Source organism: Streptomyces sp. MST-110588, from assembly GCF_022695595.1.
GTDB lineage: Bacteria > Actinomycetota > Actinomycetes > Streptomycetales > Streptomycetaceae > Streptomyces.
Window position 1 is genome coordinate 2510634 of sequence record NZ_CP074380.1, and the last position, 16871, is coordinate 2527504.

Here is a 16871-nt window from a genome sequence, read left to right on the forward strand (position 1 = left end):
GCGCGCGGCACCCACCACCCGGGCACCCGCGGCCCGGGCGAGCTGGACGAGCAGGCTGCCGACGCCACCGGCCGCGGCCTCCACCAGTACCCACTCACCGGGCTTGAGCCGCGCGCCTTCCACGAGGCCGAGGGCAGTCGCCCCGTCGTCGATCAGCGCCGCCGCTTCCGGCAGGCCCAGCCCGTCGGGGACGGGATACAGCTCGTCCACCGCGGCCACCGCCCGTTCGGCGTGGGCGCCCTCCCTTCCCACGGTCGTGCCGACCACGCGCCGCCCGGCCCAGCTCCGGTCCACCCCCTCCCCCACCGAGAGCACCCGCCCGGCGAGCGTCCCGCCCGGCACCCAGGGCAGCCGGGGCAGCGGAGGGCCGGGGGTGTACCCGCTCCGTAGCTGTGTCTGTACGAAGTCGATACCGGCGGCGGCCATACCGACCACCACCTGTCCAGGCCCCGCCACCGGATCCGGCACCGCCGTGGCCACCAGCACCTCGGGCCCACCGAACTCCGTCATCCGCACCGCCCGCATACCGGCCCCTCCATCGCTTGTCGTCAGATCCGGTTGCGGATCCTGCTTCCTCAAGCGCGGTTGAGGTCAAGCGCCGGGTCGTGCCTCCCCGGCCGGGGAGGCCGGCGTGCCGGTCAGGTCCGGGTGATGGATTCGAGTGATGGATTCGAGTGATCGACTCAGGCGTGATCGATGCGGGTGATCCATGGGGGTGATCGATTCGAGGTGATCGATTCGGGGTGATCAAGCGGCTTTGACGGTGATGGCTCCGTTGTCGGTGGTCAGGTCGATGCGGTGGTCGCCGGACGGGTCGTTGGGTATGCCGATGCTCTGGTGGCCGTTGTCGTTCTTGGCGGATATCCGGTAGCGGCCGGCCGGCACGGTGAGACTGACGGCGCCGTTCGTGGTCTCGGCCCGTATGTCCTGCGCCGTGGCCGGTGCGAGTTCGATCCCGCCGTTGGAGGTCTCGGCGTCGATGCTCTTGCCCTTCAGGCCGCGTCCGGTGATCCGTCCGTTGGTGGTCCGTACCTTCACCGGGCCCGCCGCATCGTCCACCTTCACGGCTCCATTGCTCGTCGTGACATCCACTTCGCCCACCTGGGACAGGGTGACCGCGCCGTTCGAGGTCTGGCCGCCGACCCGGGTCCCCACGGGTACCTCGACGGTGTAGCTCACCGAACAGCTCTTGCCGCAGCCGCCGAGTATCAGGACGCCGTTCTCCACCCGGTGGGACGCTCCTTCCGGCCGGTCGCCCCGGTATTCGACTTTCCGGTGGACGGAGATTTCGTCGACGTCCTTTTCACCGCGCACCTCGACGGCGCCGGAGCCGTTGTCGAGCCGTACGGAAGTGATCTTCTGCGACACCTTGCCGTCGTCCTCGAAAGTGGAGGAGTCCCACAGCCCGCAGGAGCTGACTCCCCCGACGGCGACTCCGACGAGCGCGATGGCCGCCAAGTGGCGCAGGTGCCGACGCATGGATTCCCCCGATTGCATGGAAGTTGCTGGTCAAGGCCACTTTGTGGGCCATTGCTCGATGAGGCTATGGCATCCGCCGCGACGTGACCATGGGGAAAACCCCCGGCTCGGAGGTGTGGAATTCCGCAATCCTCGGGCGACCGCCGACGCCGCGCCCATACCGCCGAGTGGCGGTCGGATCTCTCCAGTTCTGACGGCAGAAGATTGGCGGATCCATGAGCATCTCCCGCGCTCGTACGACCAACACTGGTCAGGTACCGATTCCGACCGCGCACGGCGCGCACAGGGGACATCATGACGGGGTCACGCATCCTGGCTCTCGGCCATTACCAGCCCTCCAAAGTGCTCACCAACGATGATCTGGCGAAGATCGTGGACACCGACGACGCCTGGATCAGCAGCCGTGTCGGCATCCGCACCCGCCATGTCGCGGCGCCGGACGAGAGCGTGGCGGCGATGGCCACCGCCGCGGCGGCCAAGGCACTGGCCGCCGGCGGGCTCCGCCCCGATGACATCGACCTGGTACTCGTCGCCACCTGCACGGCGACGGACCGCAGCCCCAACACCGCCGCGCGGGTGGCCGCCCGGCTCGGACTGCGGGCCCCGGCCACCATGGACATCAACGTCGTCTGCTCCGGCTTCACCCACGCGCTGGCCACCGCCGACCACGCCATCCGGGCCGGGTCGGCCACCAACGCGCTGGTCATCGGGGCCGAGAAGTTCACGGACGTGGTGGACTGGACCGACCGCTCGACCTGCGTCCTGGTCGGGGACGGCGCGGGCGCCGCGATCGTCACCGCCTCTCCCGAGCCGCTGATCGGCCCGGTGCTGTGGGGCTCGGTCCCCGAGATGGGCCACGCAGTACGGATCGAGGGCGAGCCGGCGCGCTTCGCCCAGGAAGGCCAGGCGGTCTACCGCTGGGCGACGACCCAGCTCCCGCCCATCGCGCGCGAGGTCTGCGAGCGCGCCGGCGTACGGCCCGAGGACCTGGGGGCAATCGTGCTGCACCAGGCCAATCTGCGGATCATCGAGCCGGTCGCGCAGCGTATCGGCGCGGTCAACGCCGTGATCGCGCGCGATGTCGTGGACTCGGGGAACACCTCGGCCGCCTCCGTGCCGCTGGCCCTGTCCAAGCTGGTCGAGCGGCGTGAGATCGCCCCCGGGGCGCCGGTGCTGCTGTTCGCCTTCGGCGGGAACCTCTCGTACGCGGGGCAGATCATCCGCTGCCCTTGAGGCGCCCGCGAGGTGTCCTGGGAGGGCAACCGGTCACTCGGTGGCCGACGGGCGGGATCGGTCCGGGCGAGGACCGGGCAGGGACCGAGCGGGGCCAGAGCGGGGGCCGGTAGTGGCCAGAGCGGGGGCCGGTAGTGGCCAGGCCGGACCGCGTACGGCCGATGCCCGGCTTCGCCCGGCTTCCGTGTCCGATTTCTTCAAGACCGTCGGTCCGGTACCTGCCTAAGGTCGCCGCATGACGACCAGCTCTTTCTCTCCCGGTTCCGCTCCTTCTCCCGCCTCCTCCTCTCCCGCCGCCCGGCTGTCGGCGTTCGGCATGCCCGTGGCCGACATGGCCGCCTCCCTCGCCTTCTACCGCCGTCTGGGCCTGGACATCCCCGCCGAGGCGGACGCCGCCCCGCACGCCGAGGTCACGCTGCCCGGCGGCCTGCGCCTGATGTGGGACCCGTACGAGACCATCCGCTCCTTCGATCCGCAGTGGACGCCCCCGGCGCCGGGAAGCCGTGGCGCCACGGGGCTGGCGTTCGAATGCGCCGACGCCGCGGGGGTCGACAGGCTGTACGCCGATCTGGTCGACGCGGGCTACGAGGGCGACAAGGAGCCGTGGGACACGGACTGGGGGCAGCGGTACGCCGTCGTGCTGGACCCCGACGGCCGCGGCGTGGATCTCTTCGCGCCACTGCCGCACTCGTGAGCCATTGCGGTTCCCACAGACCACCGCCGCCCTCATGGAGAGCAGTCGGCAGACCGGCGGTCAGGGCACTTCCCGCAGATACATGGCCCCGCAGGAGTGGCAGAACGGCGCGCTGTCGGCCGTGCCCCAGAGGTCGGCCGACTGGGTTTCGGCGTCCTGGTCCAGCTCGCGCCCGCACATCGCCGTCAGTTCGTGCCCGCGGACCATGTGCCAGGCCCGCACCCGGGCGTCCGGCTGTTTCGCCGAGGCGCCGGCCGCGTACTCGGCGCGCATTTCGTGTTCCATGACCACGCACCTCCTTGTCCCCACGATGCGCCCGGCGCCCGTGGGAACGCCACCTCAGTGGTGGATCCGAGGGCCGAAAACGTAAAGCACAGAAGACCCAGAAACGGCAGAAGGCGCAGAAGGCGCAGAAGACAAAGAAGGCTCAAGAACCCACAAAACACAGAAGGCACAGCACAAGCCCCGGAGGGCGCTGACCTCAGAACACCGACCACCCGGTCAGCGTCGTGAAGTGGTCCAGGGCCGCCGCGCCGGCCACCGAGTTGCCGCGGCGGTCCAGGCCGGGGCTCCAGACGCACAGGGTGCAGCGGCCCGGTACGACGGCGACGATGCCGCCGCCCACGCCGCTCTTGGCGGGCAGCCCCACCCGGTAGGCGAACTCGCCGGCCGCGTCGTACGTCCCGCAGGTCAGCATCACCGCGTTGATCCGTTTGGCCTCGCGGGCCTCCAGCAGCCGGCTCCCGTCGGCCCGCAGCCCGTGCCGGGCCAGAAAGCCACCGGCCACGGCCAGGTCGCGGCAGCTCATTTCGATCGAGCACTGCCAGAAGTAGTGCTCGATGACGCTGGGGACCGGGTTCTCCAGGTTGCCGAAGCTGGCCATGAAGTGCGCGAGGGCGGCGTTGCGGTCGCCGTGGTCGGCCTCGGACCCGGCTACGGCCTGGTCGAAGGCGAGGTCCGGATTGCCGCTCTCCTCGCGCAGGAAGTGCAGCATGGTGGTGCTGGCGTCGCCGGTCAGGGTCTGGAGGCGGTCGGTGACGACCAGCGCGCCCGCGTTGATGAACGGGTTGCGCGGGATGCCGTTCTCCCATTCGAGCTGCACCAGTGAGTTGAAGGGCGTGCCCGACGGCTCGCGGCCCACCCGGTCCCAGATCCGCTCGTTGTCCTGCGCCATCACCAGCGCCAGGGAGAATGCCTTGGATATGGACTGTACGGAGAAGGGGACCTCCCAGTCGCCCACCCCGTAAACCTTGCCGTCGATGTCGGCCACCGCGATACCGAAACGATCCTGCGGCACACGCGCCAGTGCGGGTATGTAATCGGCCACCTGCCCATGCCCCACATACGGCCTGGCGAAGGCCGCTACCTCCTCAAGAACGGCCTGGTAGTTCATGGGGAACACGCTATCCCGGGCGTGTCAGGGCCCCCAGCGGGGCCCCTGTGAGGGACTTCACCTCCCGAGAGAGATGCGCCTGGTCGGCATATCCGGCCACCGCCGCCACCTGGGCGTAGGGCATCCCCGACCGCGCCAGGTCCAGCGCCCGTACGAGCCTGAGCACCCGGCCCAGCGTCTTGGGCCCGTACCCGAAAGCCTCCAGACACCGGCGGTGCAGCCGGCGCTCGCCCATACCGACGGATCGCGCCACCTGGGAGACCGTCCGCCCGTCACCGAGCGCCACGGCGATCGCGGCGATCACGTCGCGGGCGGGATCGGGCGCGCCGCCCGCGCGCAGCCGGTCCGCCGCGATCTCCTCCAGCATCCGCCCGGGAGCCGCGGCCCCGGCCACCTGCTCGGCCAGCCGCCGTACCCGGGCCTGTGGCCACAGGTCCGCCAGCGGTACGCGCAGGTCACGCAGTTCGTGCGCGGGCACTCCGAAGACCGCGGGGCCCTGGCCGGGTGCGAAGCGCAGCCCCACGAACCGCGCGCCGGGCGGGGCGTCCGGGGTGTGCGCGCGGGTGTCGGGGCCGGCCACCAGTAACCGGCCACCGGTCCAGATGAGGTCCGTACAGCCGTCGGGCAGCACCGGGCGGGGCGACGGTCCGGCCGTACGCGTCCATACCGCCGCACCGCCCGGCGCTCCTCCCAGAGGTGACGGCCTCTCTCTGTAGGTCTCTCTGTACGTCTCTCTGTGACTCCCTCCGCCGCTCTCCGCGCGGCCCTCCCCGTGGTGCTCTTCGTGACCTTCCATGCGTCCCTTCCTTGCGCCCCCCACTGCCCTGTACGTACGGACAACCGCCCTGTACGAAACAACCGCCCTGTACGGACAACGTCCCGGTGCGGACACCTGACCTCTACGGACGCCTGTTCAGCGTGGCACGGGAACGCCACGGGTGGCCGGGCCGTTGATCGGGTACGACACCACTGGTGCCACCGGTGCGATCCGGCCGGTGACCGACCACGGCCGGGTACCCCGGCCGGCTCACCGATTTCCCAGGAGGCAGCACATGGCAGGATTCCTCGACCGTGCCAAGGAGCAGGCCCAGCGCGGACTGGCCCAGGGCAAGCAGAAGGTCGACGAGGTGCAGCAGCAGCGGGCCGGCAACGACTTGTTGAAGAAGCTTGGGGCCGCCTACTACGCCGAGCGGCGGGGCAGCGGAGCGCCCCAGGCGACGCAGGACGCGCTCAGCGCCCTCGAAGCGCACATCGCCGCACACGGAGACGGGTTCCTGCGCGGCTGAGCGGCCGAGCGGCCGAAAACCGCTCGCACACGCACCGAACGGCTGGTATGGGACCTGGCGTTCCAGTACAAGCGTTTTACGAGGCGGTGCGCGGTCGGCGTCCGCCGCGCACCGAACGGAGTCGGCCATGGCCCCACCCATGTCGGCTGACAGTTTCGTCAAGGCTCTGAAGGACGAGGGGATCCAGGTCGTCGAGGTCGACGGCTGGCGTGAACACAACCGCAACCACAAGGGCCCGTGGGGCCCGGTGCACGGCGTGGTCATCCACCACACCGCGACGTCCGGGTCCGAGCGGACCGTGCGCATCTGCTACGACGGCTACGCCGGCCTGCCCGGCCCGCTGTGTCACGGCGTGATCACCAAGGACGGCACGGTCCACCTGGTCGGCAACGGCCGTGCCAACCACGCGGGTCTGGGCGACGGGGACGTACTGCGCGCCGTGATCGCCGAGAAGCGCCTTCCGCCTGTCAACGAGGCCAACACGGACGGCAACCGCTATTTCTACGGCTTCGAATGCGAGAACCTGGGTGACGGCGCCGATCCGTGGCCACAGGCTCAGTTGGACACCATCGAGAAGGCCGCGGCGGCCGTGTGCCGTGTCCACGGCTGGACGGAGCGCTCGGTGATCGGGCACCTGGAATGGCAGCCCGGCAAGATCGACCCCCGGGGATTCACGATGGACTGGCTGCGTGACCGTATCGGGGAACGGCTGAAATAGCTCCCGGCTTGAAATGACCCGGCCGGAGCAGCCCTGGCCTGGACCAGCTCCGGCCGGAATCGGACCCGGCTCGATTTGTGCCGGGCGTGATGTGTAGTGGCCTGATTCATGCCCGACGTGATTCATGCCTGGCCTGATGCATACCCGACGTGATTCACGTCCGGCCCGAAATGGTTCCAGCCGGGCAGCCGGACAGCCAGGCCGCCGGACAACCGGACGGCCCGCCGCTCCGGCACCGTCCGGCCGACGGGACAATAGGCGTGTGACCGGCACCGTCCCCGACCCCGACCTCAACACCGTCCCCGACCCCGACCTCAACCCTTACCCCGGCCTCGACGCGCTGCGGCCACGCCTGCCGTCCCCGCTCCAGGAGATCGAGGACGAGCGGTTCGCGCGCCGCGGCGTACGGCTGTTGCTCAAGCGCGACGATCTGATCCATCCCGAGCTGCCCGGCAACAAATGGCGCAAGCTCGCCCCGAATGTGCGCGCCGCCGCCGAGGCGGGCCAGAACACCCTGCTGACTTTCGGCGGCGCGTACTCCAATCATCTGCGGGCCACCGCCGCCGCCGGCCGCCTCTTGGGTGTGGCCACGATAGGCGTCGTACGGGGCGAGGAACTGGCGCGAAAGCCCCTGAACCCCTCTTTGGCGCAGTGCGCCGCCGACGGCATGCGGCTGCACTTCGTCGACCGCGCCACCTATCGCCGCAAGTCCGATCCGGAGGTTCTGGATTCCCTCCGCCGGCGTTTCGGTGCCTGGCAGTTGATACCGGAAGGCGGCAGCAACGTCCTGGCCGCCCGCGGCTGTACGGCCCTGGGCCGGGAGCTGCGCGGCACCGCCGGCCTGGTGGCCGTGGCGTGCGGCACCGGCGGCACCCTGGCCGGTCTGGCCGCCGGTCTGGCGCCGGGACAGCGCGCCCTGGGATTTCCCGTGCTCAAGGGCGGTTCGCCGCACTTCCTGAACGAGGAGGTGGCCGGGCTCCAGCGGGCGGCTTTTGGCGGCCGGCGCGGCGAGTGGCGCCTGGAGGATCGTTTCCACTGTGGCGGATACGCCCGTCGCTCCCCCGAACTGGACGCGTTCGCGGAGGACTTCGAGGACCGGCACGGGCTGCCCCTGGAACGTCTCTATGTCGCCAAAATGCTGCTCGGCCTGACGACGCTGGCCGGCGAGGGCGCCTTCGCCCCCGGCACGACCGTCGCCGCGGTGATCTCCGGCGCCCCGTAAGAACGCCGCTGACCAGTACGGCAGGCCCTCCGCCCGTACGACAGGGCGTGCCGTGCCGGAACCCGTCCGGGTCTGCCACGCCACCCGTACGCCGCAGGAAATTCACCCGTTCGGACCTGCCCGCCTTCCTGAACCACCCCCTGCGCCGCGCGCCGACACCCTGCCCGCACGCCGCCGCCCCCTCCCCCCGGGCCGCGCCGATCGCCCGCCCCTCCGGACCCCGGCCCTCCCGTACGCCCCCGCCTAATCCGCCCCCTCCCGGTAAGCCGCCGCCTCCTCCAGGTCCAGCCGGCGCAGCAGCACCCGCAGCATCTCGTCGTCGATCCGCCGGGCATCCCGCAGCTCGACGAAGACCCGGCGCTCCGCGTCGATCATCTCCCGCGCCAGCCGCCGGTAGGTCTCGTCCGCCGACTCCCCCTCCTCGTTGACGGCTCCCAGCCGCTCCCATACGGCGTTGCGGCGCCGCTCCATGACCGTACGCAGCCGGTCGGCCAGCGGGCCGGGAAGGGCGTTGCGGGAGTCCGTCAGCAGTTCCTCCAGCCGGGCCTCGGCGGCCAGGGAGGCGGTGTTCTGCGCCTGCGCCTCGACCAGCGTCTCGGCCCGTACGTCGCGGCCGGGGAGCTTGAGGGCGCGGATCAGCGGCGGCAGCGTCAGCCCCTGGACGACGAGCGTGCCGATGACGGTGGTGAACGTCAGGAACAGCACCAGATTGCGGGCCGGGAAGCCGCCGCCGTCCGCCGCGGCCGGGATCGAGAAGGCGATCGCCAGGGAGACCACCCCGCGCATGCCGGCCCAGCCCACGATGACCGGCGCGGTCCAGTTCGTCCCCGGTTCCCGGGCGCGGATACGGGCCGAGAGGGCCCGCGGCACGAAGGTGGCGGGGAAGACCCACGCGAAGCGGGCGAGCACCACCACGACGAAGACCACGGCCGCGTACCAGGCGGCCTGCGCCCCGCTGAACTCCCCGAGGCCGCGCAGCACGACCGGCAGTTGCAGCCCGATCAGCGCGAAGACCGCCGATTCCAGCACGAAGGAGACCATTTTCCATACGGCCTCCTCCTGGAGCCGCGTCTCGAAGTCGACCTGCCAGGAACGGTGCCCGAGGTAGAGCCCGACCACGACGACCGCCAGTACGCCGGACGCGCCGAGCTGTTCGGCGCAGGCGTACGCGACGAACGGGATGAGCAGCGAGAGGGTGTTCTCCAGGAGCGGGGAGTCGCGCAGTGTGCGGCGCAGCCAGTGCAGCGGTCCCATGAGGATCACTCCGACCCCGATCCCGCCGACGGCCGCCACGGCGAACTCCTTGATGCCGTCGGTCCAGGTGGCGCCCACCCCGACGGCCGCGGCCAGCGCCACCTTGTACGCGGTGATCGCGGTGGCGTCGTTGACCAGCGACTCGCCCTGGAGAATCGTGGTGATCCGGTTCGGCAGCCCGAGTCTGCGGGCGATGGCGGTGGCCGCCACGGCGTCCGGCGGGGCCACCACCGCGCCCAGCACCAGTGCGGCGGTCAGCGGCAGGTCCGGGATGAGCAGGTACGCGGCGTATCCGACGACGAGCGTCGCGAAGAGCACGTACCCGACCGAGAGCAGCGCCACCGGCCGCAGATTGGCCCGCAGGTCCAGGTACGAGCTGTCCAGGGCCGCGGTGTGCAGCAGCGGGGGCAGCAGCAGCGGCAGCACGATGTGCGGGTCGAGGGTGTAGTCGGGCACGCCGGGGAGGTACGAGGCCAGCAGCCCGGCCGCGACGACCAGCAGGGGCGCCGGCACCGGCGTGCGGCGAGCCAGGCCCGCAACCGCGGCACTCCCCGCGACCAGCAGCAACAGCGGCATCACGTCCATCGTTCCCGTCCCTCTCCGTTCCGGGCCCACCCTGCGCTCCGTGGCCCGCCCCCGCGCTCTAACCTGGCAATCATGAGCGAGTGTCCGCACGTTCCCGAACTGCCCCGCCCCGAACCGGCCCCGCTGAACTCCACCTGCCCCGAGTGCCTGGCCGTCGGCAGTCATCCCGTACAACTACGGCTGTGCCTGACCTGCGGACATGTCGGCTGCTGCGACTCCTCGCCGTTCCGGCACGCGACGGAGCACTTCGCCACGACGGGGCACGCCGTGATGCGCTCGTACGAACCGGGAGAAAACTGGCGCTGGTGCTTCGTGGACCAGCGCCTGGTCTGAGTCCGCGCCAGCGCACCGGCGGGCACGCTCGGTATCCGTACGGTGGCTCCCCAAAGGCCGTACGCGGCTCCTTCCGGCCCGCGGGGGCGTAAGGTCCGCACCCGGCCGCTCCGGGGGCCGCGACAGCCGGGGTGGCGGGCGTTTGGAGTGGTCAGTCCCGTATTGGAGGGAAGCGTCCGGCGTTTTTCCGCGCCGGATCGGTGCTGAACCCATGGACGAACGGGCCGTCTTGCGGCTCACTGGAGGTGTACCGCACAACCTTCCCGGCTCCTCGAGTGTCAACGGAGCGTAATCGATATCGAATTAGCGGTGCAGACCCCTAGCCACTGTCCGTACCCGTAGTCTTACAATCAGTGACAGTCGCGAGGTCGCTGGGGATCACGACCCGGTGCCGACCCGGAGGGCCGCCATGCTCCGTCCGGGCGACACCGCCCCGCAGATCGCGATAGCGTCGCAGCCGAACCATGTGCCGCGCCGGATCGTTCTCCTCTCAACCAAGCAGGAAGTGACGACCCGGCGCGAATATCAGCTCAACCAGCTTGTGCCACCTTGGAGGTGAGGGTGTCCCAGATCGCAGGCGAGCCCGGGACCCAGGACTTCGTGGAAGTCCGGCTGCCCGCTGCGGGTGCCTACCTGTCGGTGCTGCGTACGGCCACGGCCGGACTCGCAGCCCGCTTGGACTTCACCCTCGACGAGATCGAGGATCTGCGTATCGCGGTCGACGAGGCGTGCGCGATCCTGCTGCAACAGGCCGTACCCGGCAGTGTGCTGAGCTGCGTCTTCCGTCTGATCGACGACGCACTGCAGGTGACCGTGTCGGCCCCCACGACCGACGGACGTGCCCCGGAGCGCGACACCTTCGCCTGGACAGTGCTCTCCGCGCTGGCCGGCAAGGTCGATTCCACCGTCGCCGAGGACCGTACGGTCACCATCAGCCTGTACAAGGAGCGCGGCGCCGGTCCCGGACCGTCATGACCGAACAGGGGGCCCCGTGAAGGAGCTGGAACGCGGCGCGCGGATGGCGCCCAAGGTGACCATCCCCGAGCAGCAGGCCCGGCCGCATCCGGTGGGCGCAGACGACCTCGGCAGCCGGCCGGACGTGGAACGGGCAGAGCGGGCGGACCATATGGACCAGAGCGAGCAGCAGCGCGACCAGCGCGATCCGCACACCCCACGCCACTCCCACGATCCGCAGGACCGCAGTGGTGCGCGGGCGATGTTCTATGAGCTGCGCAAGCTCCCGGAAGGCTCCCCGGAGCGCGCAGAGCTGCGCAACACCCTCGTGCGTATGCATCTGCCGCTCGTGGAGCACCTGGCACGGCGCTTCCGCAACCGCGGCGAGCCGCTGGACGACCTCACCCAGGTCGCCACGATCGGGCTGATCAAGTCCGTGGACCGCTTCGACCCGGAGCGCGGCGTGGAGTTCTCCACGTACGCCACCCCCACCGTCGTCGGAGAGATCAAGCGGCACTTCCGCGACAAGGGCTGGGCCGTCCGTGTCCCGCGCCGCCTCCAGGAGCTGCGGCTGTCGCTGACCACCGCGACCGCCGAGCTGTCCCAGCGCCACGGCCGGGCCCCCACCGTCCATGAGCTGGCGGAGCACCTCGGGATCTCCGAGGAGGAGGTCCTGGAGGGCCTGGAGTCGGCCAACGCGTACAGCACGCTCTCACTGGACGTCCCGGACACCGACGACGAGTCACCGGCCGTCGCCGACACCCTCGGGGCCGAGGACGAGGCGCTGGAGGGGGTCGAGTACCGCGAGTCCCTCAAGCCGTTGCTGGGGGACCTGCCGCCGCGCGAGAAGAAGATCCTGCTGCTGCGGTTCTTCGGCAACATGACGCAGTCACAGATCGCCCAGGAGGTCGGCATCTCACAGATGCACGTCTCGCGGCTGCTGGCCCGTACGCTCGCCCAGCTCCGCGACCGGCTGCTGGCGGAGGAGTAGCCGGGAGGCGCGGGGGCGGGGCTGGGGGCCGCGGCTCCAGGTCCCGGGCGGCGGGTCGGTCCGGCGGCAATCCCGGTTGGCGGGTCGGTCCGCCGGCGGTCCCGGTCGGCGGGTGGGCTGTATACGGACGTCCGGACGTTCGTACGGGGCGCGGCCGAGGGCCTCATACGGGCTCCGCACCGGGGCCGGGACCGCTTTCGTACGGACTGCCCTCAGCCGACGCCGTACGGGCCGCGAACCCCGCCGGGCCGTCTCCCCTACGCTCCGTACGGGCGGGCCTGCCCCAGGCCGCCTTCCGCGCCAGCCGTGCGCCGTTCCGCCTCGGACCGCCCGGCCATCACGCCGCCAGGTCTTCGGACCGCCCGGCCATCATGCCGCCAGGCCTTCGGGCCGCCCGGCCATCACGCCGCCAGGCCTTCGGGCCGCCCCGGGCTCAGTCCTTGGGGCCGATGCCCAGCGCTTCGGTGGACGTCGGATTGACCAGCAGAACGAGTACGACCAGCGCGACCAGAGCGACCACCACACCCGCCGCGATCAGCGCCCCACCGCCGTTGACGAGGGTCCAGGCCACCGGCAGTGCCACGATCTGGGTGATCAGCGAGGGCCCGCGGCTCCAGCGGCGGCACAGCCACAGCCCACGCGCGGCGATCAGCGGCAGCACCGCGAGCGCGAGGACCGTCAGCCCGCCCGTCTCCGCCTGCCGCGCGCTGTCGGGGTGCCCGACGAGCCCGTCCACCAGCATGTAGACGCCGAGGGCGGCCAGCGCCAGCCCTTCGATCCCGGTGAGTACCGCCGCGGCGCTCAGACGGGCCGGGCGCGGTCCGCCCGGGCCGGCCGCCCGCCCGGAGTCGGGAGCCGTCCGTCCGGAGCCGGGGGCGGTTCCGGACGCCTTGCGGGTCCTGGCCGCCTCGGCCGTCCCGGTCGCTCCAGCCGTCCCGGTCGCTTTGGATGCCCTGGCCGCCTTGGGGGTCCCGGGCGCCTTGGAGGCGGGCCGCTTCTGCTTACTGCTCACCCCAGCAGGGTAGCCCCGGGCCGTCCACCGCGGAGCGGGCAGGGAGACGGGGAGGAAGTGGGGCCGGTACCGGTAAGTAGGTACCCTGCTCCACATGCGCGCACTTCTCGTGGTCAATCCCGCAGCAACCACCACCAGTGCCCGCACTCGTGACGTACTGGCGCACGCCCTCGCCAGCGACCTCAAACTCGACGTCGCCGAAACGCAGTACCGCGGGCACGCGCGCGACCTGGCACGGCAGGCGGCCGAGGGCGGTGAGACCGAGCTGGTCGTCGCGCTCGGCGGTGACGGCACCGTCAACGAGGTCGTCAACGGCCTGCTGACCCACGGCCCCGACCCCGAGGCCCTGCCGCGTCTGGCGGTCGTCCCCGGCGGCTCCACCAATGTCTTCGCCCGCGCGCTGGGGCTGCCCAACGACGTCGTGGAGTCGACCGGCGCCTTGCTGGACGCGCTGCGCGACGGCAGTGAACGCACGGTCGGCCTGGGACTGGCGTCCGGAACTCCGGGTACGGAGGATGAGGCGGTCCCGGCGCGCTGGTTCACTTTCTGCGCCGGTTTCGGGTTCGACGCGGGCGTGGTGGGCCGGGTGGAGCAGCAGCGGGAACGCGGCAAGCGTTCGACCCATGCCCTGTACGTGCGACAGTTCGTCCGGCAATTCCTGAGCGAACCGAACCGCCGTAACGGCGTGATCACTCTCGAACAAGCGATCGAATCAACGGTCTCCGCCGACCCGCTGAAACCCTCCGCCGAGGCCCCTGCGGCAGACGCCGAAGCCCCGGAGAGCACGGCCGGCCGTCTCGCCGAAAACCTCGTGATGGCCATAATCTGCAACACCGCCCCATGGACCTACCTGGGCAATCGCCCGCTGTACCCCTCCCCCGACGCCTCCTTCGACACGGGCCTGGACGTCTTCGCGCTCTCCAGACTCTCCGTACCCGCGGCAACGCGCTACGCCACCCAGTTGCTGACGTCAACACCGGAACGCGGCCCCCAGGGAAAGCATGCGGTTTCTCTCCACGACTTGACGGAGTTCACCTTGCATTCCCAGGTACCGCTCCCCTTTCAGATGGACGGAGACCACTTGGGACTCCGTACGAGCGTGACGTTCACAGGCGTTCGCCGTGCACTGCGTGTGATTGTGTGAGCAGTAGGGCCAAAAGTCCTTTCACTCGAACGTTTAGGCTGACTTCCACCCCCTAGAAGTACGGCTGTGACCTAGGCGACACCAAGGAATCAAAAAAAAGTTTCCGGAAGGGGTTGTATCCGCAGCCGAGGTTTGCGAGTCTCTTCATGGCGATCGGGACGGCCGCTCTTCGGCCCCCTTGAGAGCCCGAATCCTCCTCCTCATTTCTCAGGACCGCACCAGTTCTCAACTGGGGTTCGGCCCTTCCCTTGTGGAGGGATTCGTGAAAGCGTTCACATTCACAAGCAACGATCCCGTCACACGAGGAGATGGAGCAGCCATGGACTGGCGTCACCGCGCCGTTTGCCGCGAGGAAGACCCCGAGCTCTTCTTCCCCATCGGCAACACCGGTCCTGCGCTGCTGCAGATCGAGGAAGCCAAGGCCGTCTGCCGCCGCTGCCCCGTCATGGAGCAGTGCCTGCAGTGGGCGCTTGAGTCCGGCCAGGACTCCGGCGTCTGGGGTGGTCTCAGCGAGGACGAGCGCCGCGCCATGAAGCGCCGTGCCGCTCGCAACCGGGCGCGCAACGCCAGCGCCTGACGCCAGACGCCCCGTGGCCCCCGAGCCGCAGCGCGCAGTACCCCGATGCTCACCCGGCGCCCCGAGCGCCTGGGAGAGGCCACGCAAACGTGAGCATTCAGCCCCGGACCGGATGGGTCCGGGGCTCAGTGCTGTGTGCCCCGGCTCAGCACCGTATGCCCTTGTGCGCCGACTCGACGGCACCGACCTCTCGGCGGCGGCTCCTCGGGGCCGGCTCTTCGGGGCCGACTCTTCGGCGCCGACTCAGCGCTTCTCCGCGCGTACGGGGATGTCCAGGACGACCCGCGTGCCACGCTCCGTACCGGGCACCATGTCGAACGAGCCGCCCAGCTCGCCCTCCACCAGGGTCCGGACGATCTGCAGCCCCAGATTGCCGGCCCGGTGCGGATCGAAACCCTCGGGCAGACCACGGCCGTCGTCCTGGACGGTGACCAGCAGCCGCGGATCCGTACGGCTGCCGCCGCGGACCGCGCCGACGTCGACCGAACCCCGCTCCCCCGGTCCGAACGCGTGCTCAAGGGCGTTCTGAAGGATCTCGGTGAGGACCATGGACAGGGGGGTGGCGACCTCGGCGTCGAGCACGCCGAAGCGGCCGTTGCGGCGCGCGCTGACCGTGGCCGGGGAGATCTCCGAGACCATGGCCAGCACCCGGTCGGCGATCTCGTCGAACTCGACCCGCTCGTCGAGGTTCTGGGACAGCGTCTCGTGGACGATCGCGATAGAACCGACCCTGCGAACGGCCTCGTTGAGCGCCTCGCGGCCCTGCTCGGAGTCCATCCGGCGCGCCTGGAGGCGCAGCAGCGCGGCCACGGTCTGCAGGTTGTTCTTCACCCGGTGGTGGATCTCCCGGATGGTGGCGTCCTTGGTGATCAGCTCGCGCTCGCGGCGGCGCAGTTCGGTGACGTCCCTCAGAAGGACCAGCGAACCGATATGGGTTCCCTTGGGTTTGAGCGGGATGGCACGCAACTGGATCACGCCCTCGTCGCCCTCGACCTCGAACTCCCTGGGGGCCCAGCCGCTGGCGAGTTTGACCAGCGCCTCGTCCACGGGGCCGCGCGCGGGGGCCAGTTCGGCGGTCGTACGGCCCAGGTGGTGGCCCACGAGATCGGCGGCGAGCCCCAGACGGTGGTAGGCGGAGAGCGCGTTGGGGCTGGCGTACTGGACGACGCCGTCCGCGTCGAGGCGGATCAGACCGTCGCCCGCGCGCGGGGAGGCGTCCATGTCGACCTGCTGGCCGGGGAAGGGGAAGGCGCCGGCGGCGATCATCTGAGCGAGGTCGGACGCACTTTGCAGGTAGGTCAGTTCCAGGCGGCTGGGGGTCCGTACGGTCAGCAGGTTCGTGTTCCGGGCGATCACTCCCAGTACCCGGCCCTCACGCCGGACCGGAATGGACTCGACGCGGACCGGCACCTCCTCGCGCCACTCGGGGTCGCCCTCGCGTACGATCCTGCCTTCGTCCAGAGCCGAGTCGAGCATGGGCCGACGGCCGCGCGGAACGAGGTGGCCGACCATGTCGTCCTGATAGGAGGTGGGGCCGGTGTTGGGCCTCATCTGGGCGACGGAGACATATCGGGTGCCGTCGAGGGTCGGGACCCACAGCACCAGGTCGGCGAAGGAGAGGTCGGAGAGCAACTGCCACTCCGAGACCAGCAGGTGCAGCCACTCCAGGTCGGAGTCGCTCAGGTCGGTGTGCTGGCGTACGAGGTCGTTCATGGAGGGCACGCCATGGAGCCTACCGGCGTACTGTTGAGGCGCGGCCCTGGACCGGGGCCGACGCGCGCGGGTGACAGACTCAGGTGACGGGCCCGAGTGGCGGACTCGGGTGGCAGACTCAGGAGACAGGCACGGCGGGCGCACCGGATGAGAAGGTGCCTCAGAAGGTGCCTCGTGCGAGGGCATGGACAGACGAGAATGGTCTAGTCCACAATGACTGACATAGACATACTTCCGCTCTCCCCGCACAGGAGGGCGGATCGAGGCCCGAGGCGCTCTCTGC

Annotated in this window: 17 protein-coding genes and 1 pseudogene; 10 read left to right on the forward strand and 8 right to left on the reverse strand. The window is 70.5% G+C overall.

From position 1 onward, the window contains the following. Positions 1 to 3 precede the first annotated feature (3 nt). Positions 4 to 525, reverse strand: a pseudogene (locus KGS77_RS34960) (NADPH:quinone reductase); the annotation flags it as partial. Between the two features lie 222 nt (positions 526 to 747). Further along, positions 748 to 1479, reverse strand: a complete 732-nt coding sequence (locus KGS77_RS10920; protein WP_242580596.1) for a DUF4097 family beta strand repeat-containing protein — start codon at positions 1477 to 1479, stop codon at positions 748 to 750. Positions 1480 to 1773: 294 nt separating this feature from the next. On the opposite strand from KGS77_RS10920, the gene KGS77_RS10925 reads away from it, so the two are divergent. Both KGS77_RS10925 and KGS77_RS10930 read left to right on the forward strand, forming a co-directional pair. Continuing rightward, the gene (locus tag KGS77_RS10925) at positions 1774 to 2712 is read left to right on the forward strand and encodes a beta-ketoacyl-ACP synthase III (RefSeq protein ID WP_242580597.1); all 939 of its coding nucleotides are present in this window, start codon (positions 1774 to 1776) and stop codon (positions 2710 to 2712) included. Positions 2713 to 2947: 235 nt separating this feature from the next. Continuing rightward, the gene (locus KGS77_RS10930) at positions 2948 to 3406 is read left to right on the forward strand and encodes a VOC family protein (protein ID WP_242580598.1); all 459 of its coding nucleotides are present in this window, start codon (positions 2948 to 2950) and stop codon (positions 3404 to 3406) included. Positions 3407 to 3466: 60 nt separating this feature from the next. Here KGS77_RS10930 and KGS77_RS10935 read toward each other — a convergent pair whose 3' ends face one another. The 3 genes from KGS77_RS10935 to KGS77_RS10945 all read right to left on the reverse strand — a co-directional run bounded on the left by KGS77_RS10935 (position 3467) and on the right by KGS77_RS10945 (position 5595). Further along, a complete protein-coding gene (locus KGS77_RS10935; RefSeq protein WP_242580600.1) occupies positions 3467 to 3691 on the reverse strand; it encodes a hypothetical protein in 225 nt (74 codons plus the stop codon). Positions 3692 to 3887: 196 nt separating this feature from the next. Then, on the reverse strand, positions 3888 to 4799 hold the full coding sequence (locus KGS77_RS10940) for a glutaminase (RefSeq protein WP_242580602.1): 912 nt from the start codon (positions 4797 to 4799) through the stop codon (positions 3888 to 3890). 10 nt (positions 4800 to 4809) lie between these two features. Continuing rightward, the gene (locus KGS77_RS10945; RefSeq protein ID WP_242580605.1) at positions 4810 to 5595 is read right to left on the reverse strand and encodes a helix-turn-helix transcriptional regulator; all 786 of its coding nucleotides are present in this window, start codon (positions 5593 to 5595) and stop codon (positions 4810 to 4812) included. Positions 5596 to 5851: 256 nt separating this feature from the next. Between KGS77_RS10945 and KGS77_RS10950 the strand changes: the two genes are divergently transcribed. The 3 genes from KGS77_RS10950 to KGS77_RS10960 all read left to right on the forward strand — a co-directional run bounded on the left by KGS77_RS10950 (position 5852) and on the right by KGS77_RS10960 (position 8025). Next, the gene (locus KGS77_RS10950; RefSeq protein ID WP_242580608.1) at positions 5852 to 6085 is read left to right on the forward strand and encodes a hypothetical protein; all 234 of its coding nucleotides are present in this window, start codon (positions 5852 to 5854) and stop codon (positions 6083 to 6085) included. A 127-nt stretch (positions 6086 to 6212) separates the two neighbouring features. Further along, positions 6213 to 6803 (forward strand): peptidoglycan recognition family protein, encoded by a 591-nt coding sequence (locus KGS77_RS10955; RefSeq protein ID WP_242580610.1) that lies wholly within the window; start codon positions 6213 to 6215, stop codon positions 6801 to 6803. Positions 6804 to 7143: 340 nt separating this feature from the next. Further along, positions 7144 to 8025, forward strand: coding sequence for a pyridoxal-phosphate dependent enzyme (locus tag KGS77_RS10960; protein WP_242587414.1), 882 nt, complete (start codon positions 7144 to 7146; stop codon positions 8023 to 8025). Between the two features lie 243 nt (positions 8026 to 8268). On the opposite strand, the gene KGS77_RS10965 is transcribed toward KGS77_RS10960, so the two are convergent. Then, positions 8269 to 9864, reverse strand: coding sequence for a Na+/H+ antiporter (locus KGS77_RS10965; protein WP_242580613.1), 1596 nt, complete (start codon positions 9862 to 9864; stop codon positions 8269 to 8271). A 72-nt stretch (positions 9865 to 9936) separates the two neighbouring features. Between KGS77_RS10965 and KGS77_RS10970 the strand changes: the two genes are divergently transcribed. The 3 genes from KGS77_RS10970 to KGS77_RS10980 all read left to right on the forward strand — a co-directional run bounded on the left by KGS77_RS10970 (position 9937) and on the right by KGS77_RS10980 (position 12142). Next, positions 9937 to 10197 (forward strand): UBP-type zinc finger domain-containing protein, encoded by a 261-nt coding sequence (locus KGS77_RS10970; protein ID WP_242580615.1) that lies wholly within the window; start codon positions 9937 to 9939, stop codon positions 10195 to 10197. Positions 10198 to 10758: 561 nt separating this feature from the next. Then, positions 10759 to 11172: an anti-sigma factor gene (locus tag KGS77_RS10975; protein ID WP_003985353.1), complete on the forward strand. Its 414-nt coding sequence runs from the start codon at positions 10759 to 10761 to the stop codon at positions 11170 to 11172. A 43-nt stretch (positions 11173 to 11215) separates the two neighbouring features. Continuing rightward, on the forward strand, positions 11216 to 12142 hold the full coding sequence (locus KGS77_RS10980; RefSeq protein ID WP_242587415.1) for an RNA polymerase sigma factor SigF: 927 nt from the start codon (positions 11216 to 11218) through the stop codon (positions 12140 to 12142). 433 nt (positions 12143 to 12575) lie between these two features. On the opposite strand, the gene KGS77_RS10985 is transcribed toward KGS77_RS10980, so the two are convergent. Further along, on the reverse strand, positions 12576 to 13154 hold the full coding sequence (locus tag KGS77_RS10985; protein ID WP_242580618.1) for a hypothetical protein: 579 nt from the start codon (positions 13152 to 13154) through the stop codon (positions 12576 to 12578). Positions 13155 to 13248: 94 nt separating this feature from the next. Here KGS77_RS10985 and KGS77_RS10990 point away from each other — a divergent pair, with 94 nt between their 5' ends. Beyond that, positions 13249 to 14298 (forward strand): diacylglycerol kinase family protein, encoded by a 1050-nt coding sequence (locus tag KGS77_RS10990; RefSeq protein ID WP_242580620.1) that lies wholly within the window; start codon positions 13249 to 13251, stop codon positions 14296 to 14298. A gap of 319 nt (positions 14299 to 14617) precedes the next feature. Continuing rightward, positions 14618 to 14875, forward strand: coding sequence for a WhiB family transcriptional regulator (locus KGS77_RS10995; RefSeq protein ID WP_003983230.1), 258 nt, complete (start codon positions 14618 to 14620; stop codon positions 14873 to 14875). 243 nt (positions 14876 to 15118) lie between these two features. Here KGS77_RS10995 and KGS77_RS11000 read toward each other — a convergent pair whose 3' ends face one another. Beyond that, complete coding sequence (locus KGS77_RS11000; RefSeq protein ID WP_242587416.1) at positions 15119 to 16588, reverse strand: PAS domain-containing sensor histidine kinase; 1470 nt, start codon at positions 16586 to 16588, stop codon at positions 15119 to 15121. Positions 16589 to 16871 lie beyond the last annotated feature (283 nt).

Coding starts and splice junctions, on each gene's coding strand:
- KGS77_RS10920 (WP_242580596.1), bottom strand. CDS start 1,479: ATGCGTCGGCACCTGCGCCACTTGGCGGCCATCGCGCTCGTCGGAGTC.
- KGS77_RS10925 (WP_242580597.1), top strand. CDS start 1,774: ATGACGGGGTCACGCATCCTGGCTCTCGGCCATTACCAGCCCTCCAAA.
- KGS77_RS10930 (WP_242580598.1), top strand. CDS start 2,948: ATGACGACCAGCTCTTTCTCTCCCGGTTCCGCTCCTTCTCCCGCCTCC.
- KGS77_RS10935 (WP_242580600.1), bottom strand. CDS start 3,691: ATGGAACACGAAATGCGCGCCGAGTACGCGGCCGGCGCCTCGGCGAAA.
- KGS77_RS10940 (WP_242580602.1), bottom strand. CDS start 4,799: ATGAACTACCAGGCCGTTCTTGAGGAGGTAGCGGCCTTCGCCAGGCCG.
- KGS77_RS10945 (WP_242580605.1), bottom strand. CDS start 5,595: ATGGAAGGTCACGAAGAGCACCACGGGGAGGGCCGCGCGGAGAGCGGC.
- KGS77_RS10950 (WP_242580608.1), top strand. CDS start 5,852: ATGGCAGGATTCCTCGACCGTGCCAAGGAGCAGGCCCAGCGCGGACTG.
- KGS77_RS10955 (WP_242580610.1), top strand. CDS start 6,213: ATGGCCCCACCCATGTCGGCTGACAGTTTCGTCAAGGCTCTGAAGGAC.
- KGS77_RS10965 (WP_242580613.1), bottom strand. CDS start 9,864: ATGGACGTGATGCCGCTGTTGCTGCTGGTCGCGGGGAGTGCCGCGGTT.
- KGS77_RS10970 (WP_242580615.1), top strand. CDS start 9,937: ATGAGCGAGTGTCCGCACGTTCCCGAACTGCCCCGCCCCGAACCGGCC.
- KGS77_RS10980 (WP_242587415.1), top strand. CDS start 11,216: ATGGCGCCCAAGGTGACCATCCCCGAGCAGCAGGCCCGGCCGCATCCG.
- KGS77_RS10990 (WP_242580620.1), top strand. CDS start 13,249: ATGCGCGCACTTCTCGTGGTCAATCCCGCAGCAACCACCACCAGTGCC.
- KGS77_RS10995 (WP_003983230.1), top strand. CDS start 14,618: ATGGACTGGCGTCACCGCGCCGTTTGCCGCGAGGAAGACCCCGAGCTC.
- KGS77_RS11000 (WP_242587416.1), bottom strand. CDS start 16,588: ATGAACGACCTCGTACGCCAGCACACCGACCTGAGCGACTCCGACCTG.